The organism is Streptomyces sp. MUSC 14 (genome assembly GCF_001866675.1).
In the GTDB taxonomy this organism is placed as follows: domain Bacteria; phylum Actinomycetota; class Actinomycetes; order Streptomycetales; family Streptomycetaceae; genus Streptomyces.
Genome location: NZ_MLYN01000006.1, coordinates 45,007 through 59,417, shown reverse-complemented (window position 1 = coordinate 59,417; position 14,411 = coordinate 45,007). Strand labels below are relative to the sequence as shown.

Below are 14,411 nucleotides of genomic sequence, written 5' to 3'. Positions count from 1 at the left end.
GTGCCTCACCGGCGAAGACGACGGTCTCCACATCGAGTTCGAGGCCGGCCGCGCCGTCGCGGGCGATCTGGTCGAGCAGCGCGGAGAACACCGCCGGTACGGCGCTGACGGTGGTCCCCGACCAGCTGTCGCGTTCCCCGAGTTCGAGGACGTCACGCACGATCTCGACACTCGCTCCGCTGGTGAGCGCGGTGAAGATCTCGAACACGGAGACGTCGAAGTTCACCGAGGTCGCGGCGAGCATCCGCGACCCCGCCCCGACCCGGGTACGCCGGCGCAGGTCCTGGACGCCGTTGACCACACTGGCATGGGTGACGGCCACACCCTTGGGGGTCCCCGTCGATCCGGAGGTGAACATCACGTAGGCGAGGTTGTCCCGCCCGACCGGCACGTCCCCGGCCTCGGGAGCAGGACCCTCCAGGCTCAGCTCGTCCAGGCGGAGCACCGGCAGCCCGCACGTGGCCACGGTCGACGCCGCTTCGCCGTCGGTCAGCACCAGCTCCGGTCCGGCCGTGTCGAGCAGGAGGCCGACGCGCGCGGCCGGGTAGTCGGGGTCGACCGGCAGGTAGGCCCCGCCGGCCTTGAGGACGCCGAGCAGGGCGACGGCCAGGTCCGCCGAGCGCGGCAGCGCCACGGCCACCAGGACGTCCGGCCCAACCCCGCGTGCACGCAGGACCGCGGCCAGCCGGCCCGCACGCGCCTCCAGTTCCGCGTACGACAACGAGGTCCGCCCGGACACCACGGCGGTGGCGTCCGGTGTGCGCGCCGCCTGGAAGGCGACCAGCTCCGGAACCGTCGCCGCCTGCACCGGGACCGACGTCTCGTTCACCCGGGCCAGCCGGTCCCGCTCGGCGGCGCTGAGCACGTCCACCCCGCCCAGCCGCGTCGCCGGAGCGGAGACCACCTGCCGCAACACCCGCACGAAGCGCTCGACGAGAGACTCGGCCGTGGAGTGGTCGAACAGTTCCGTCGCATACTCCAGCAGCCCATGCGCACCGCCGGACGCGTTCGGGATGATGTTGAAGAACAGGTCGAACTTCGTGGTGCGGGTGCTCACGTGGACGGGGGTGGCCCGCAGGCCCGGCAACTCGACCTTCGGCCACACGAACTGCCAGGCCAGCATCGTCTGGAACAGCGGTGAGTACGAGGTGGAACGCTCCGGACTGAGCAGCTCCACCAGCCGCTCGAACGGCATGTCCTGGTTGTCGTACGCGCCGAGGGCCCGGTCCCGCACCTGGTCCAGCAGATCGCCGAACGCCGGGTTCCCCGACAGGTCGACGCGCAGCACCCAGGTGTTGGCGAAGAACCCGATCAGGTCTTCGAGCTGCTCGTCGGCACGCCCCTCGATCGGGCCGCCGATCGTCAGGTCGTCCCCCGCACCCAGCTTGTGCAGGAGCACCGCCAGCGCGGCCTGAGTCACCATCGGCGCCGTGGCACCGTGGTCCGCGGCCAGCTTCCGCAGCCCGGACAGCAGATCAGGTTCCAGCTCGAAGCGGACATCGTTGCCATGGTGGCTCGCCGACGTCGGCCGCGGCCGGTCCAGCGGCAGCTCCAACGGCTGCGGCACACCGGACAACTCCTGGCGCCAGTAGTCCAGTTGCTCCGCGGCGATGCTGTCCGGGTCCTCCTCGTCGCCCAGCATCTGCCGCTGCCACACCGTGTAGTCCTTGTACTGCACCGGAAGAGGCTCCCAGTCCGGCGCACTTCCCTGACGGCGAGCCGTGTACGCCGACACCAGATCCCGCAGGAACGGCGCCATCGACGCCCCGTCCGCGGCAACGTGGTGGAACACGAACACCAGCACGTGCTCCTGCGGCGAGACCCGGAAAACCGTGGTCCGCAGCGGGAGATCCGTGTCCAGGCGGAACCCCTCGCGTACGACCTCGTGCAGCGCGTCGCCCACCGCGTCCGCGGCCACCTCGACCACCCGGAACGGGTTGTCCGCCGCCTCGGGCGACAGGACCCGCTGCTCCGGGATGCCGTCCTCGTCCTCCACGACCAGGGTGCGCAGGCTCTCGTGCCGGGTGACGACGTCCGTGACCGCCGCGGCGAGGACCGGCGTTTCCAACGGCCCCTCCAGGCGTAGTACGAAGGGGACGTTGTACGTCGCAGACGGTCCCTCCAGATGGTGAAGGAACCACATCCGGCGCTGAGCGAAGGACAACGGGATCATCGAGGCTACTCCTCAAATAGTCATCTAGTGCAGTTGGGGCGCTTCGACCTTCACGCCGATGCCGAATTCGAGGCGAATGCGACCGATCGCGAGGGATCAGCCACAAATATTCACCGCAACAAAGAAGCAGGCGCCCTTCCGACCTTTCCCCCTGGTGGTCAGCTGGGCGAACAATTCGCAGCAGGCTTCATCGGCGTGATTCGATTCAGGAGCAGAATCGAACCGAAGTGCTTAATCGACTCACCGATCGACCATTGAAGCGGTCGAATAAATTACGGACAAGCGGACTTGTGATCCTAGCCAGTCGTCGCATCGGGAGGAATGCACACGCTCTCCCGAGGCGGTACCCGGCCGGTGCCCTGCCGTGTCCCGTTGACGGGACACGGCAGGGCACCGGCTGCCAGATCTCGCGCAAGGAAATCAACAGTTGGTGGGCGAATCGACTGGCCGGCGGATATGAGGCACCCTTGGCACAGCCGCGTGGGCTTGAGGTCGGCGAACACCGGGTTCTCGATACGATCGAACAGCAGACGATCCGGCAGACCGTACTGGATCATCGGCCCTGTGACCTGGGTCTGGCGGGGCGGGCAGCTGTGGACGCGCGCTGGGGTGGGGGTGAGACTGATCCTTCGGAGTGGGCACCTCGACAATGGATCTTGACGGTCCAGGGAGCAGGGCGGTGCCGTTCCATGGGTCTGTCCGGTTTGGTCATGTGATGCCGAGGATGGCCAGGGGGGCGGGTGGCGTTACGTGCGTGGTGACGGAGGCTGGCGGCGATTTCCGTCCATGCGGACTCCGTCGGCCCACACAAACTGGTACGCGCCGGCCACTTCAGCGATATCCAGCTGCACGTGAACCTGCGGGGCTTCGATCCCGAGCTCCCGCCCGCAGACCCGTCCGCTGTGCTGGAGGCGTTCCTGCGTCAGCTTGGGATATCAGCCCAGCAGATTCCCACGAGCCAGGACGAGCGGGCCGGGATGTACCGCGACCGGCTCCGCGACCGCAGCGCGCTGGTTCTGCTCGACAACGCCGCCAACGAAGAGCAGGTCCGCGACCTCATCCCCGCCAGCCCCTCCTGCCTGGTACTCGTCACCAGCCGCCGCAGCCTCGCTGGCCTCGACGGCGTCACCCCTCACCTGATCGACACCTTCGCCGACGCTGAGGCACTCGACCTGCTGATCCGAATCGTCGGCCGCGACCGTGTCACCGCCGAATCTGAAGCAGCCAGTCGTATCATCCAGTCCTGCGACCGCCTCCCCCTCGCCGCGGCACGCCTACGCTCCCGACCCGCCTGGTCCCTCACGGAACTGGCCGAGAGGCTCCAGGCCGACCGGCTGGAGGCCATCCGCGCCGGCGGCCGGGCTGTACGCCCCGTCTTCGACCTCTCCTACCGCGAACTCACCAAGCCGCTACAACGCGCATTCCGCCTGCTCGGCCACCACCACGGCCCCGACTTCACCCCCGCCGTCGTCGCGGCCCTCGCCGACATCCCCACCCCCGAAGCCCAGGACGCCCTCGAGCAACTCCAGGATGAGAACCTGGTCCGCCAGAACACTCCCGGCCGATACGAACTCCACGACCTGGTCCGCGCCTATGTCTCCGAAGTCGCCGAAACCGCCCCGGAGCCGGACCCCACCGCGCCGCTGGCCCGGCTGGCGACCTGGGCCGTGGCCACCGGCTACGCTGCGGCACTCGCCATCGGCAGCCCGCCCCTCACCGGTGTCCCCACCGAGGGGCCTGGAAGACCCACGGGTTTCACTAGCTACGACGAGGGCCTGATGTGGTTCGACAGTGAGCGGCAGAACCTCACCGCCATCCAGGAATCCGCTGCCCGAGCTGGACTCCACCGCCTTGTGTGGCAACTCGCCTTGATCCAGAGGGAGTTCCATACCATTCGCCACCAATTCGACGATTTCCTCGCCGTACAGCAAATCGCTGTCGTGGCTGCGCAGGCTTCCGGCGACCAGTCCGCAGAGGCTTTGATGCTGTCGGGACTCGGCAGCGTCTATTGGAAGACGGACCGACTCGACGAAGCAGAGGACAGCTGCCTGAGGGCGCTACAGATCTACCGCACTGTCGTCGACCCATCCGGTGAGGGCTTGGCGCTGGTCGAGTACGGCGCAGTCCAAGGCCAACGCGGGAACAACGAAGGCGGCGTCGCTCTGTTCACCCAGGCTCTCGACCTGCTCCAAGGCGATGACACGCGCCGGGCCCGCGCGACAGCGCTGCAGAACCGAGGCGTGCTTCAACAGCGGCTAGGAAATTTGGCTCACGCCGTCGCGGACACCCGTCAGGCTCTGGCGATCTATCGGCAACTGGGCGACCGCCGCGGCGAGGCCCTGGCCATCGGCAATCTCGCCTGGTTCCACCTGGTCGACGCGGACATCGACAGCGCATTCGATCTCTACCGCGAGCAGCAGCGCATCGCCCTTCTCCTCGACGACACCTTCCTTCAGGCCGACGCGCTCTTCGGCGTCGGCGAGACCCACGCCACCGCCGGCCACTTTGACGAAGCCAGACACTCCTGGCAAGACTCGCTTCGCCTCTTCGAGCAGATCGGTCACGCTCGGGCGGCCGCGGCGCGGCGGCGGCTCGACGTCACCGAGCATGCACACCCGATCTCCTGGACGCCAACAGACTGGGCTGCCCCCACACCCTAGGAAGACCGGAGCGTGTCTGAAGATCGCGTAAGTCCGTGATGTGACAGGCTGGTCAGGGCTCTGACCTGAGGCCTTTGGCCGGCCGGGAGGGACGGACATGAGCGACAACGAGATCCCGGCCGTCGAACCGGCCGAGGACAAGCTCGTCGATGAGGTCGTCCAGCGGCTGCTGGACCGCGCCGACGCCTCAGGTGCTGCCCTGCTGGGCGACGGCGGGCTGCTGACGGAGGTGACCCGGGCCGTGCTGGAGCGGGCCCTGGACGCGGAGATGACCGACCACCTCGGATCCGGTGCACTGCCCGGATACGGTCACTCCCGTGGAGGTGCCGATGAACGAGACCGTGCCCGACGAAGCCGCGGCAGGGCTACGTGAGAACCTGGGACACGTCCTGCAGGCCTGCGCGCTGATGTGCGTCATCGCTCCCGACAGCGGCCAGGGCGAAGCCCTCGTCCAGGACGTCCTGCAGCACGCTCACGCCGAACCGGTCGTCGTGGCCGGGACCACGGCCGGCACCCTGCCGGCCCTCCTCAGCTCGCTGTACGACCAGCTCATCGCGGCAGTCCCCCGCCCCCGGCGAGCGGCACAACTGCAGGCCGAGATCGAGGAAGAACTCACGCGACGCGCCGTGCCGGCGGTCGTCGTCCGTCGGCCCGGCTGGGTGCCACTGCTGCCCCGGTAGCATGCGGATCTGGTTGGGGTATGCCGGACCGGGAGGCTACCAGCCCGGTGACACCGGATCCGCCGCGCAGGGGTCCGGGCGTCCGCAGCGGGGCCTGTCAGCTGCGTCCTCGCGCGGCGCAGCTGGTGCAATTTCTACTGACCCGCGGAACGCTCCCGGTGTCATCCTCGCTCGCAGCCGGAAGAACTTGGTGAAGTCGCTGGCGTCGGTGAATCCGAGCCGCTCTGCCACCTCCTTCGCCGCGAGTCCGCTGTTCCACAGCAGCCGCTTAGCCTCGAGCAGCACGCGGTCGTCGACGTACTGCTTGGCGGTCCGGCCCGTCGCGGCGAGCGTTGCGCGGCTCAGGGTGCGCGGGTTGTAACCCAGTGCCGTCGCGTAGTCCTCCACGCGCCGGGTCACCGCATGGTTCTGCTCGACGGCTGCGTGGAAGCGGCGGAACGTCTCGGACGCCGGGGTCGGCAGGGGTGCCGGGCCGCGCGCCTGCGCGAGCCGCACCACCAGAACGGAAAGCAGCGCGCGCAGTACCTCTGTGTGCGCGGACAGAGACAGCGAGGACATAGCCCCGTACTCGTACGCAAGGTGGTCGAGTGCCCGCTGCAGGCCCTCCGCGGCCGGGCCGTCGGGCGTGGTCGGCCGCTGTTCGTACGGCGGGTCCATGTGCGCCGCCGACACCGTGGCCGGCGGCAGGAAGCCCGGCTGGAACAGCACCACCACTCCATCGGCCGCCACCAGGTCGGGTACGAACCGCTGCACCTGACCCGGCCGGATCCACAGCCAGGACCCGGGCCGCAGCTCATGCTCGACGAAGTCCACCCACATCCGCAGCGGCCGCGCGCGGGTACCGATCAACTGGTGGAAGGCGGGTTGCAGCGGCGCGTACGGGTCGTTGCCGTGGCGGCGTGAACGCTCGTACAGGTCGGCAAGCTCCATCACCTCGACCCCGGCCGCGGAACCCACGGTCGGGGTGTAGACCAGCTCCCTGACATCGCGGCGCCGTGAAGAGTGTCCATTTTTCCCCATCGCGAGTCCCGAGCCTACCGCCTCGGCCTCCGTACCGCCTCCTAGAGTGAAACCACAGGTCAGCGACATGTTGGGAGTGGTCCGGTGCGGTTGGTGGTAGCAATGACCGGCGCGACGGGCGCTCCGTTCGGTGTCCGTCTGCTGGAGCATCTGCGGGAGCTGCCGGACGTGGAGACACATCTGGTGCTGTCCCGGTGGGCGCGCACGACCATCGAGCTGGAGACCGGCCTGTCTGCGGCCGACGTGTCCGGGCTCGCCGACGTCACGCACCGGCCCGAGGACCAGGGGGCCACCATCTCTTCCGGCTCGTTCCGCACGGACGGCATGGTGATCGTGCCGTGCTCGATGAAGACCCTCGCGGGGATCCGGGCTGGTTACGCCGAGGGGCTCGTGGCGCGAGCCGCCGACGTGGTGCTCAAGGAGCGCCGCAAGCTCGTCCTGGTCCCGCGCGAGACGCCGCTCAGCGAGATCCACCTCCAGAACATGCTCGAACTCGCCCGGATGGGTGTGCAGTTGGTGCCGCCTATGCCTGCCTTCTACAACAACCCGCGGACCGTCGACGACATCGTCGACCACATCACGGCCCGCATCCTCGACCAGTTCGGCCTGCCCGCGCCAGCCGCCGAGCGCTGGGCGGGCATGCGCGCGGCCCGCACCGCGAGCCGTGGCGCCACCTGACCTGCGTCCCACCGGCCCCAGCACGTCTCCGTACGACGCAAAGGAATCGATTATGGCTTACGACGATCTGCGCAATTTCCTTGATGCCCTGGACAGAGAAGGGCAGCTGCTGCGCATCACCGACGAGGTGCTGCCCGAACCCGACCTCGCGGCCGCCGCCAACGCCACAGGCCGCATCGGTGAGAATGCCCCAGCCCTGTACTTCGACAACGTCAGGGGGTTCACCGACGCCCGCATCGCCCTCAACGTCCACGGCTCCTGGGCCAATCACGCGCTCGCCCTCGGACTTCCGAGGAATACCCCGGTCAAGGAGCAGGTCGAGGAGTTCGCACGCCGCTGGGACGCCTTCCCCGTCACCCCCGAGCGTCGCGAAGACGCACCCTGGCGCGAGAACGCCCAGGAGGCCGGGGAGGTCGACCTCTTCTCCGTGCTGCCCCTGTTCCGCCTCAACGACGGCGACGGCGGCTTCTACATCGACAAGGCAGCCGTCGTGTCCCGCGACCCCGAGGACCCCGACGACTTCGGAAAGCAGAACGTCGGCACTTACCGCATCCAGGTCATCGGCCGCAACCGGCTCGCCTTCCAGCCCGTCCCCATGCACGACGTCGCCCAGCACCTGCGCAAGGCCGAGGAGAAGGGCGAGGACCTGCCCATCGCCATCACCCTCGGCAACGACCCCGTAATGGCGATCGTCGCCGGGATGCCGATGGCGTACGACCAGAGTGAGTACGAGATGGCGGGCGCCCTGCGCGGGGCGCCCGCACCGATCTCCACCGCGCCACTCACGGGCTTCGACGTGCCGTGGGGCAGCGAGGTCGTCATCGAAGGCGTCATCGAGTCCCGCAAGCGCCAAATCGAGGGCCCCTTCGGCGAGTTCACCGGTCACTACTCTGGCGGCCGCCGCATGCCAGTCATCCGCGTGGACCGCGTCTCGTACCGCACGAATCCCATCTTCGAATCCCTCTACCTCGGCATGCCGTGGACCGAGTGCGACTACCTCGTCGGACCCAACACGTGCGTACCGCTGCTCAAGCAACTGCGCGCCGAGTTCCCCGAAGTACAAGCCGTCAACGCCATGTACACGCACGGCCTGATGGTGATCATCTCCACAGCCAAGCGGTACGGCGGCTTCGCCAAGGCTATCGGCATGCGCGCCATGACGACACCGCACGGGCTCGGCTACGTGTCCCAGGTGATTCTCGTCGACGAGGACGTCGACCCCTTCAACCTGCCGCAGGTCATGTGGGCCATGTCCGCCAAGGTGAACCCGAAGGACGACGTCGTCGTCATCCCGAACCTCTCGGTCCTCGAACTCGCGCCCGCCGCCCAGCCCGCCGGCATCACCAGCAAGATGATCATCGATGCAACCACCCCGATTGATCCCGACATCCGCGGCAACTTCTCCACCCCGGCCAAGGACCTGCCCGAGACCGCCGAATGGGCCACCCGCCTCCAGCACCTCATCGCAGACCGCCACTGACCCCCGCCCCGAAGCCCGCCGAAAGGACAACTTCCGTGCCTGCCAAGCCCAGTGAATGCCCCCGCTGCGCCCACGAGAGGATTGAACAGCTCTTCGCCTCCCCTGTTCTCGGTGTGTGGGACGTGCTCCAGTGCGGCCGCTGCCTCTACACCTGGCGGACCTCAGAGCCCGACCGCCGCTCCCGCCGCGACGCCTACCCCGAGGCCTTCAGGCTGACTGAGGCAGCCATTGCGAACGCCATCGAGGTCCCTGCCATCCCACCACTGACAGGCCACAGTTGATGTGTGTGGATGAGGCGCAGTGATCAGTTGGCGGGGTTGGCCGACACCGGGTGCCGAGCGACGGTACTCAGTGGGTCGGAACCGGCTTGGACGACGGCAGCCACTCCCGCCTGAGCAGCCCGTAGACCCACGAGTCGGAGACGTCGCCGTTGACGACGCAGTCCTCGCGCAACGTCCCCTCACGCACGAAGCCGAGCTTCTCCAGCACGCGGGCAGAAGCCACATTGCGCGTATCGGCCTCGGCTTGGACGCGATTGAGGTCCAGCGTGTCGAACGCCCACCCGAGCAGAGCGCGCGCGGCCTCGCTCGCGTAGCCGTGGCCCCACGCTGCATCGTCGTAGCAGTAGCCGAGCGACGCGCTGCGGTACTCCGGATTCCACCTGTTCAGGGTGCACCAGCCGATGAACGCCCCGTCGGAGACACGATCCACGGCCAACCGTGCCCCGGTGCCTTCCTGTTCCATCCGCCGGCAAGCAGTGATGAACTTCTCGGCGCGCGAGCGTTCGGTCCACGGTGGCGAGTCCCAGTAACGCAGGATGTGGGCGCTGCTGTGCAGTGCGAAGAGGTTGTTCGCATCCGCGTCTTCGAAGGCACGCAGTCGAAGACGAGCGGTGTGCAACGAGGGGGTGGGCAGCGACGCCCTCATGTTCCCTCCCTGGCCGGTGGCCGACCAATCAGACATCCGATGCCGGCCACTCGCAACGGGTTTTCTCGACGGGCTGGAATAACGACGTGTCCGCTCATCGGCCCGACCGAGCGTCCCCCAGAGGGCGGCACTTGACGTGATGCCTGGGTGGCCTTTCGGTTGGGCCGAGCAGGCTGGTTGCGGCCCGCCGGAGGGGTTCGACGAGTAGCGAGACGCGGCGGGCGCGTCTGGCCGCGCCCGCCGTTCGCACCGCCGTGGGAACTCCATGCGTTGGCCGCCCGGACGCGGACGGCTCGGGCACGGACCACGAGGGGCCGGGAGAAGACGGTGATGGCGATGGAGACGGCGGCCACAAAGGTGATGGCCGTGCCAGAAGTGAAGTGCTGGGCAATGCCGCCGGCGCTCGAGGCTCCGATACCTTGCCACGTCATCCGGCCGGGTGAGTCCCGGGAGCTTCTCGGTCATCCGGCCTCTTCGCCTCATGGACGCGGCGCGATCCTCCGGTCACCTGACCGGTGGCCCGACCTGCGACTGGGGTGGTGGCAAGGCGCCGGCGATGACGGTGGTCACCATCTTGCGGACGGCGGCGGTCTGCGGCGGGGCACTTGTCCGGTCGGCGAAGAGCAGGTGCCCGGCCCCGACGAGGGTGGGGGCGAGTGTGTCGATGTCGGCGTCACCGGCCAGGCGTCCCGACTCCCGCTCGGCGATGAGGTACGCGGCGATCATGGCGGTGCCTTGCACGGCCAGCGGGATGCCGGTCTGACCGGCCTCGCGCAGCCGGGCGCGGAGGCCGTCACGGAAGGTGATGAGCGCGACGATTGCCACCGTGACCGGCCCAAAGAGGTCCTGCAATGCGTCTGCGAGGTTGTCCACCACGCTCCCGGTGCCGGCGGCCGCGCGCAGAGTCGTGGTTCGGTCCTCGATGCCGCGGACGCGGTCGAGGATCAGTTCCGCCAGGAAAGCGTCGAAGTCGGTGAAGTGCCGGTGCAGCACGCCCTTGGCGCAGCTCGCCTCCTCCGTGACCGCCCGGCTGGTCAACGCGTCGGGCCCGTCCCGAAGCAGGACGCGCTCGGCAGCTTCGAACAACTGGCCGCGCACATTGTGGATGTGCACCCCTGACGGCATTGTCTCCCTTTCCGCGCCGCCCCGCCTTAACAAGTGGGCAACCGCCCATTAGTGTGGGCGCATGCCCACTTTATCGCAGGGACAGCCGGACAAGTCCGGGCCCGAGCCCCACCGCCACCGGCAGACGGCCGAGTCGTTCGGCGCGGACGCCGAACGCTACGACCGCGCCCGACCGCCGTACCCTAAGGCCCTGGTGGACAGGATCGTCGCGGCAAGCCCCGGTCGGCACGTCCTCGACGTCGGAGCCGGGACCGGCATCGAGGCCCGGCAATTCCAGGCGGCCGGCTGCACGGTGCTCGGTGTCGAGCCCGACGAGCGGATGGCCGCCTTCGCGCGACGCAGCCGTGTCGAGGTCGAGGTCGCCAGGTTCGAGGACTGGCAGCCGGCCGGGCGGCAGTTCGACGCGGTCATCGCCGGCACCGCCTGGCACTGGGTGGACCCCGTCGCCGGCGCGGCCAAGGCGGCCCAGGTGCTCCGGCCCGGCGGCCGACTCGCCCCCTTCCACCACGTCCCCCAGCTCCCGGCCGAGGTGATCGACGCCCTCGCCGAAGCACTCCAACGGGTCGCCCCCGGCTCCCCGTTCAACCCCGGCCTGCTGAGAGGATCGGCCGTGGACGCATACCAGCCACTGTTCGCGAAAATCGCCGACGGGATCCGGCAGACCGGCAACTTCAGCGAGCCCGAACAATGGCGCTTCGCCTGGGAACGCACCTACTCCCGAGAAGAGTGGCTCGACCAACTCCCCACCTTCGGCGGCCTCACCCAACTCCCCGCAGACAAAATGGCCGAGGTCCTGGACAGCGCCGGGACCGCGATCGACAAGCTCGGCGGCCACGCCACCATGCCCTACACATCCGTCGTGATCACCTCGACCCGCTCCGAACCGGCCTGACCGCCGCAAACGTCGGGCGTCGCCGGGCACGAGCAGACTCATGCGCTCGGCGACGCCCCCAAAGAGGCGGGGCAGGTTCTCCGGCTCCTTACACCGGACCTCAGTCCATCGGTCCGTCCCGGCGAGCCATACGATTGCTAAAGATCACCCATCGGCCCGCTGCTACTGACTTCGGCTGATCAAGGTGATGCCGTCCGTTCGCCGGGGCCGAGGCCGGTTCCAGCGATGAAGCCATCGAGGGTGCCGGGCCGGTACTGGAGACGTTTGAGCCGGTTGCGGACGAGCGTCTCCAGGCGGTCGAGGGCGACGGCGGCGAGGTTGGCCAGACTCTGTTTGACGTGCGCCCACACGCCCTCGACCGGATTGACGTCGGGCGAGTAGGGCGGCAGCAGGAACACTGTCAGCCACTCACGCTCAGCGATCAAGTCCCGCATCGCGCGGGAGACATGGGTGTTCAGCCGATCCCGCACCAGCACGATCGGCGCCTTGACGAGTTGGTGGGCGCCGTCGATCAGCGCGATGAAATCTCGCTCGCCCATGCTGCGGCGCATGCCCTTGTCCGCGGGATGGGTGCGCAGCCGGGTACGTGAGCCAGACCGCGAGGGTGCGGGCTCCATCCCCCGGCGGTCACAGTCGCGCAGCGGGTCGGCCCACGACTCGAACATCCGCCGCCCGCTCCCTCGGGCGATCTCATCCGGCAGTCAGATGCCGCTTGGCGTGCCGGCGTCCTCGTCGCATACCGCAACCACGGGTTTGCCTTCGCCACCGACACCGCAACCTCCGCCCTACTCAACGACCTGTCGATCGATCCACCAGGAAGGTACGTCTCATCCCGTCAGGGCTGACCCCCACGTGTTGGACGGTGCTCCGCGCCGCGCAGCCCGGAACGTACCGTGCTGCGCACAACCGCCTCCTTGAACGCTGCCGCAGCGCGGCCTGTCAGGACGAACCTGCGCGGGCGGTCGTCGGCGCGGGTGAACTGCACGACACCGTCGCGCCGGCCCAGGCTGATGTTGGTGAAGACGTAGCCGATCCGGACCGGCCCCGATTCCCGGCCCGTCAACCGAGCCGCGACGACATCGGCCACGCCACGGCCCATGGGCAGTGCTGCCTGGCAGGACATTCGACTTGGTTCTCCGCTCACCGATGCTCCTGCGGCGGCGTCACCGACGGCGTACACCTCGGGATGCGAGACCGAGCGCAGGGTGGCGTCAACGAGTATCCGGCCACCGCCATCCGTGGCGAACCCTGCTTCGCGAGCCAGGTCCGGCGCACAGAACCCGGTGCTCCATACGACGGCGTCGGCGGCGAACGCCCTGCCATCGAGGGTGTCCACGCCGTTGTCCCGTACGGACATGACGACGGTCCCGGGATGAATCGAGACGCCCAGCCGGTCGAGAGCGCGCCGCAGATGGGTCCGGCCTCGCGGGGCCAGCCGGGATCCGACGTCATCGGCATCGGTGAACAGCCGGACGTGCAGCCCGGGATGACTCTCGGCCAGTTCCGAGGCGGTTTCCAGCCCGGTAAGTCCTGCGCCGACCACGGCGACCGTGCCGCCGGACTCGATCTCGGCAATCCGGTGCCGCAACCGGGTCGCCTGCTCGGGGCTGGCGACGGCGTGGGCGTGTTCGGCTGCTCCCGGCACCTCGTCGAGCCGTGCCTGGCTGCCCGCCGCGTACACCAGAGTGTCGTAGACCATCACTCGTTGCTCGTCGCCCATGCACACGGTCCGGGCGGTGGTATGACCGCACTGGTGATGTCGGTACGGCGCAGTCGTAGCGCGTGTGCAGGCGCAGTGGTCGCTTGCCCTGGCCCTCAGTCAGCTCGGTACCGGAAGACGGGCGGGGGTGCGGGTGAGTGTGAGGAGCATGACCGTGCCCGCCGTCACGGCGATGGCGTGCAGGGCGATGGTGACGGCGGGATTCTCGGGGAGCGACGCACCGTGGGGATGCGCCGTCCACAAGTAGAGGGTGAACGGCAGTTTCCAGCCGCTCCACGCGAACAGCGAGCCCGAACCGAGCCAGCCGAAGGCCAGCGGGACCCAGCGGGGCAGCCGGGTGGTGCCGTGGCCGAGTGCCCAAGTGGCGGCGGCAGCCGTGAGCGCCCAGACCCCGCACACACCGGTGAGCACGCGCCAGTTCGCGGCCCGGTCCGCCGGGTGCGCGACTCCGGCCGTGCCGCCGACTGCCCAGTAGAGCCAGACCAGGCCGACAAGGGTGCCGGCGGCCGCCGCCCATTCCCCACGGCGCGAGCGGCCCTCGTCCGTGCTCCCGGCGCCTCCCTCGTCGGTCGGCCCGGTGAACACGTTTGGCCAGCGTCGTCGTAAATACGCGGGCAGGGCGACGGCCAGACCCAGTCCCATGCCGACGAAGCTGGTCTGGATCAGCGCGGCTTCCCAGCCCGGCATGGCGGGACCGTCCTGGTGCGGCTGCCCGGCGCTGGAGGACCCGAGCAGCGAGTCAGCCACGGCGTAGGGCAACATCGGCACGAGGAACCCGGTGCCCACCCAGGCGACGAAAGCAACCAGCGGACCCGGTAACCGCATTCCCCAGGGCCGTACAAGCGCGAGTGCCATGAGGATGCCGAGAGCGGACATGCCGATGGTCGCGGTGTTCAGTACCACCCACCCGGTCCGGCCGAAGCTGCTACCGATCGGCAGCAGCCCGGCGAGGGACCCCGCCACCCAGGACACTTTGATCAACAGATACGGCGCCATCACGAGCGCCGCCGCGTAACCGGCCACGCGCCCCGCCCGGTCCCAACCGTCCATGGATTC

The 14,411-nt window shown here is 68.9% G+C and carries 15 protein-coding genes; 8 read left to right on the top strand and 7 right to left on the bottom strand.

Annotated elements, in window-relative coordinates; all coding sequences use genetic code 11:
- Window positions 1–2,173, bottom strand: a 2,173-nt coding sequence (locus tag BIV25_RS01260) for a condensation domain-containing protein (protein WP_143076563.1), incomplete at its 3' end; no start/stop codon positions are given.
- Window positions 2,174–2,200: 27 nt separating this feature from the next.
- On the opposite strand from BIV25_RS01260, the gene BIV25_RS50200 reads away from it, so the two are divergent.
- The 4 genes from BIV25_RS50200 to BIV25_RS01245 all read left to right on the top strand — a co-directional run bounded on the left by BIV25_RS50200 (window position 2,201) and on the right by BIV25_RS01245 (window position 5,513).
- Complete coding sequence (locus BIV25_RS50200; RefSeq protein WP_143076562.1) at window positions 2,201–2,431, top strand: hypothetical protein; 231 nt, start codon at window positions 2,201–2,203, stop codon at window positions 2,429–2,431.
- 593 nt (window positions 2,432–3,024) lie between these two features.
- On the top strand, window positions 3,025–4,833 hold the full coding sequence (locus tag BIV25_RS01255) for a tetratricopeptide repeat protein (RefSeq protein ID WP_071370193.1): 1,809 nt from the start codon (window positions 3,025–3,027) through the stop codon (window positions 4,831–4,833).
- A 97-nt stretch (window positions 4,834–4,930) separates the two neighbouring features.
- The gene (locus tag BIV25_RS01250) at window positions 4,931–5,206 is read left to right on the top strand and encodes a hypothetical protein (RefSeq protein ID WP_071370192.1); all 276 of its coding nucleotides are present in this window, start codon (window positions 4,931–4,933) and stop codon (window positions 5,204–5,206) included.
- Window positions 5,163–5,513, top strand: a complete 351-nt coding sequence (locus BIV25_RS01245) for a hypothetical protein (RefSeq protein ID WP_071370191.1) — start codon at window positions 5,163–5,165, stop codon at window positions 5,511–5,513. Before BIV25_RS01250 ends, BIV25_RS01245 begins: the two co-directional genes overlap by 44 nt.
- A gap of 36 nt (window positions 5,514–5,549) precedes the next feature.
- On the opposite strand, the gene BIV25_RS01240 is transcribed toward BIV25_RS01245, so the two are convergent.
- Window positions 5,550–6,470, bottom strand: a complete 921-nt coding sequence (locus tag BIV25_RS01240) for an AraC family transcriptional regulator (protein WP_071370190.1) — start codon at window positions 6,468–6,470, stop codon at window positions 5,550–5,552.
- A 147-nt stretch (window positions 6,471–6,617) separates the two neighbouring features.
- On the opposite strand from BIV25_RS01240, the gene BIV25_RS01235 reads away from it, so the two are divergent.
- From BIV25_RS01235 to BIV25_RS52310, 3 genes are read left to right on the top strand one after another with little or no spacing between them, the layout of a single operon-like run.
- Window positions 6,618–7,211 carry a non-oxidative hydroxyarylic acid decarboxylases subunit B gene (locus BIV25_RS01235; RefSeq protein ID WP_071370189.1) on the top strand — a complete coding sequence of 198 codons (594 nt, stop codon included), beginning with the start codon at window positions 6,618–6,620 and terminating at the stop codon, window positions 7,209–7,211.
- Between the two features lie 52 nt (window positions 7,212–7,263).
- Window positions 7,264–8,691, top strand: coding sequence for a non-oxidative hydroxyarylic acid decarboxylases subunit C (locus BIV25_RS01230; RefSeq protein WP_071370188.1), 1,428 nt, complete (start codon window positions 7,264–7,266; stop codon window positions 8,689–8,691).
- Between the two features lie 35 nt (window positions 8,692–8,726).
- The gene (locus BIV25_RS52310) at window positions 8,727–8,972 is read left to right on the top strand and encodes a non-oxidative hydroxyarylic acid decarboxylases subunit D (RefSeq protein WP_079176371.1); all 246 of its coding nucleotides are present in this window, start codon (window positions 8,727–8,729) and stop codon (window positions 8,970–8,972) included.
- 67 nt (window positions 8,973–9,039) lie between these two features.
- Here BIV25_RS52310 and BIV25_RS01225 read toward each other — a convergent pair whose 3' ends face one another.
- Both BIV25_RS01225 and BIV25_RS01220 read right to left on the bottom strand, forming a co-directional pair.
- On the bottom strand, window positions 9,040–9,618 hold the full coding sequence (locus tag BIV25_RS01225; protein ID WP_071370187.1) for a GNAT family N-acetyltransferase: 579 nt from the start codon (window positions 9,616–9,618) through the stop codon (window positions 9,040–9,042).
- Between the two features lie 504 nt (window positions 9,619–10,122).
- On the bottom strand, window positions 10,123–10,731 hold the full coding sequence (locus tag BIV25_RS01220) for a TetR/AcrR family transcriptional regulator (RefSeq protein ID WP_071370186.1): 609 nt from the start codon (window positions 10,729–10,731) through the stop codon (window positions 10,123–10,125).
- Between the two features lie 73 nt (window positions 10,732–10,804).
- Between BIV25_RS01220 and BIV25_RS01215 the strand changes: the two genes are divergently transcribed.
- Window positions 10,805–11,635, top strand: coding sequence for a class I SAM-dependent methyltransferase (locus BIV25_RS01215; protein WP_079176370.1), 831 nt, complete (start codon window positions 10,805–10,807; stop codon window positions 11,633–11,635).
- A 179-nt stretch (window positions 11,636–11,814) separates the two neighbouring features.
- Here BIV25_RS01215 and BIV25_RS01210 read toward each other — a convergent pair whose 3' ends face one another.
- The 3 genes from BIV25_RS01210 to BIV25_RS01200 form a co-directional block, all read right to left on the bottom strand.
- Entirely contained in the window at window positions 11,815–12,252 is a 438-nt protein-coding gene (locus BIV25_RS01210) for a transposase (protein WP_071370199.1), read from the bottom strand.
- A 218-nt stretch (window positions 12,253–12,470) separates the two neighbouring features.
- Window positions 12,471–13,355 (bottom strand): NAD(P)/FAD-dependent oxidoreductase, encoded by an 885-nt coding sequence (locus BIV25_RS01205; RefSeq protein WP_079176369.1) that lies wholly within the window; start codon window positions 13,353–13,355, stop codon window positions 12,471–12,473.
- Between the two features lie 99 nt (window positions 13,356–13,454).
- Entirely contained in the window at window positions 13,455–14,405 is a 951-nt protein-coding gene (locus BIV25_RS01200; protein ID WP_071370184.1) for a hypothetical protein, read from the bottom strand.
- Between the last annotated feature and the right edge of the window lie 6 nt (window positions 14,406–14,411).

Bases quoted from the DNA above. Each gene is read 5' to 3' on its own strand.
- BIV25_RS01250 (WP_071370192.1), top strand. From the start codon at position 4,931: ATGAGCGACAACGAGATCCCGGCCGTCGAACCGGCCGAGGACAAGCTC.
- BIV25_RS01245 (WP_071370191.1), top strand. From the start codon at position 5,163: ATGAACGAGACCGTGCCCGACGAAGCCGCGGCAGGGCTACGTGAGAAC.
- BIV25_RS01230 (WP_071370188.1), top strand. From the start codon at position 7,264: ATGGCTTACGACGATCTGCGCAATTTCCTTGATGCCCTGGACAGAGAA.
- BIV25_RS01225 (WP_071370187.1), bottom strand. From the start codon at position 9,618: ATGAGGGCGTCGCTGCCCACCCCCTCGTTGCACACCGCTCGTCTTCGA.
- BIV25_RS01215 (WP_079176370.1), top strand. From the start codon at position 10,805: ATGCCCACTTTATCGCAGGGACAGCCGGACAAGTCCGGGCCCGAGCCC.
- BIV25_RS01210 (WP_071370199.1), bottom strand. From the start codon at position 12,252: ATGGAGCCCGCACCCTCGCGGTCTGGCTCACGTACCCGGCTGCGCACC.
- BIV25_RS01205 (WP_079176369.1), bottom strand. From the start codon at position 13,355: ATGGGCGACGAGCAACGAGTGATGGTCTACGACACTCTGGTGTACGCG.
- BIV25_RS01200 (WP_071370184.1), bottom strand. From the start codon at position 14,405: ATGGACGGTTGGGACCGGGCGGGGCGCGTGGCCGGTTACGCGGCGGCG.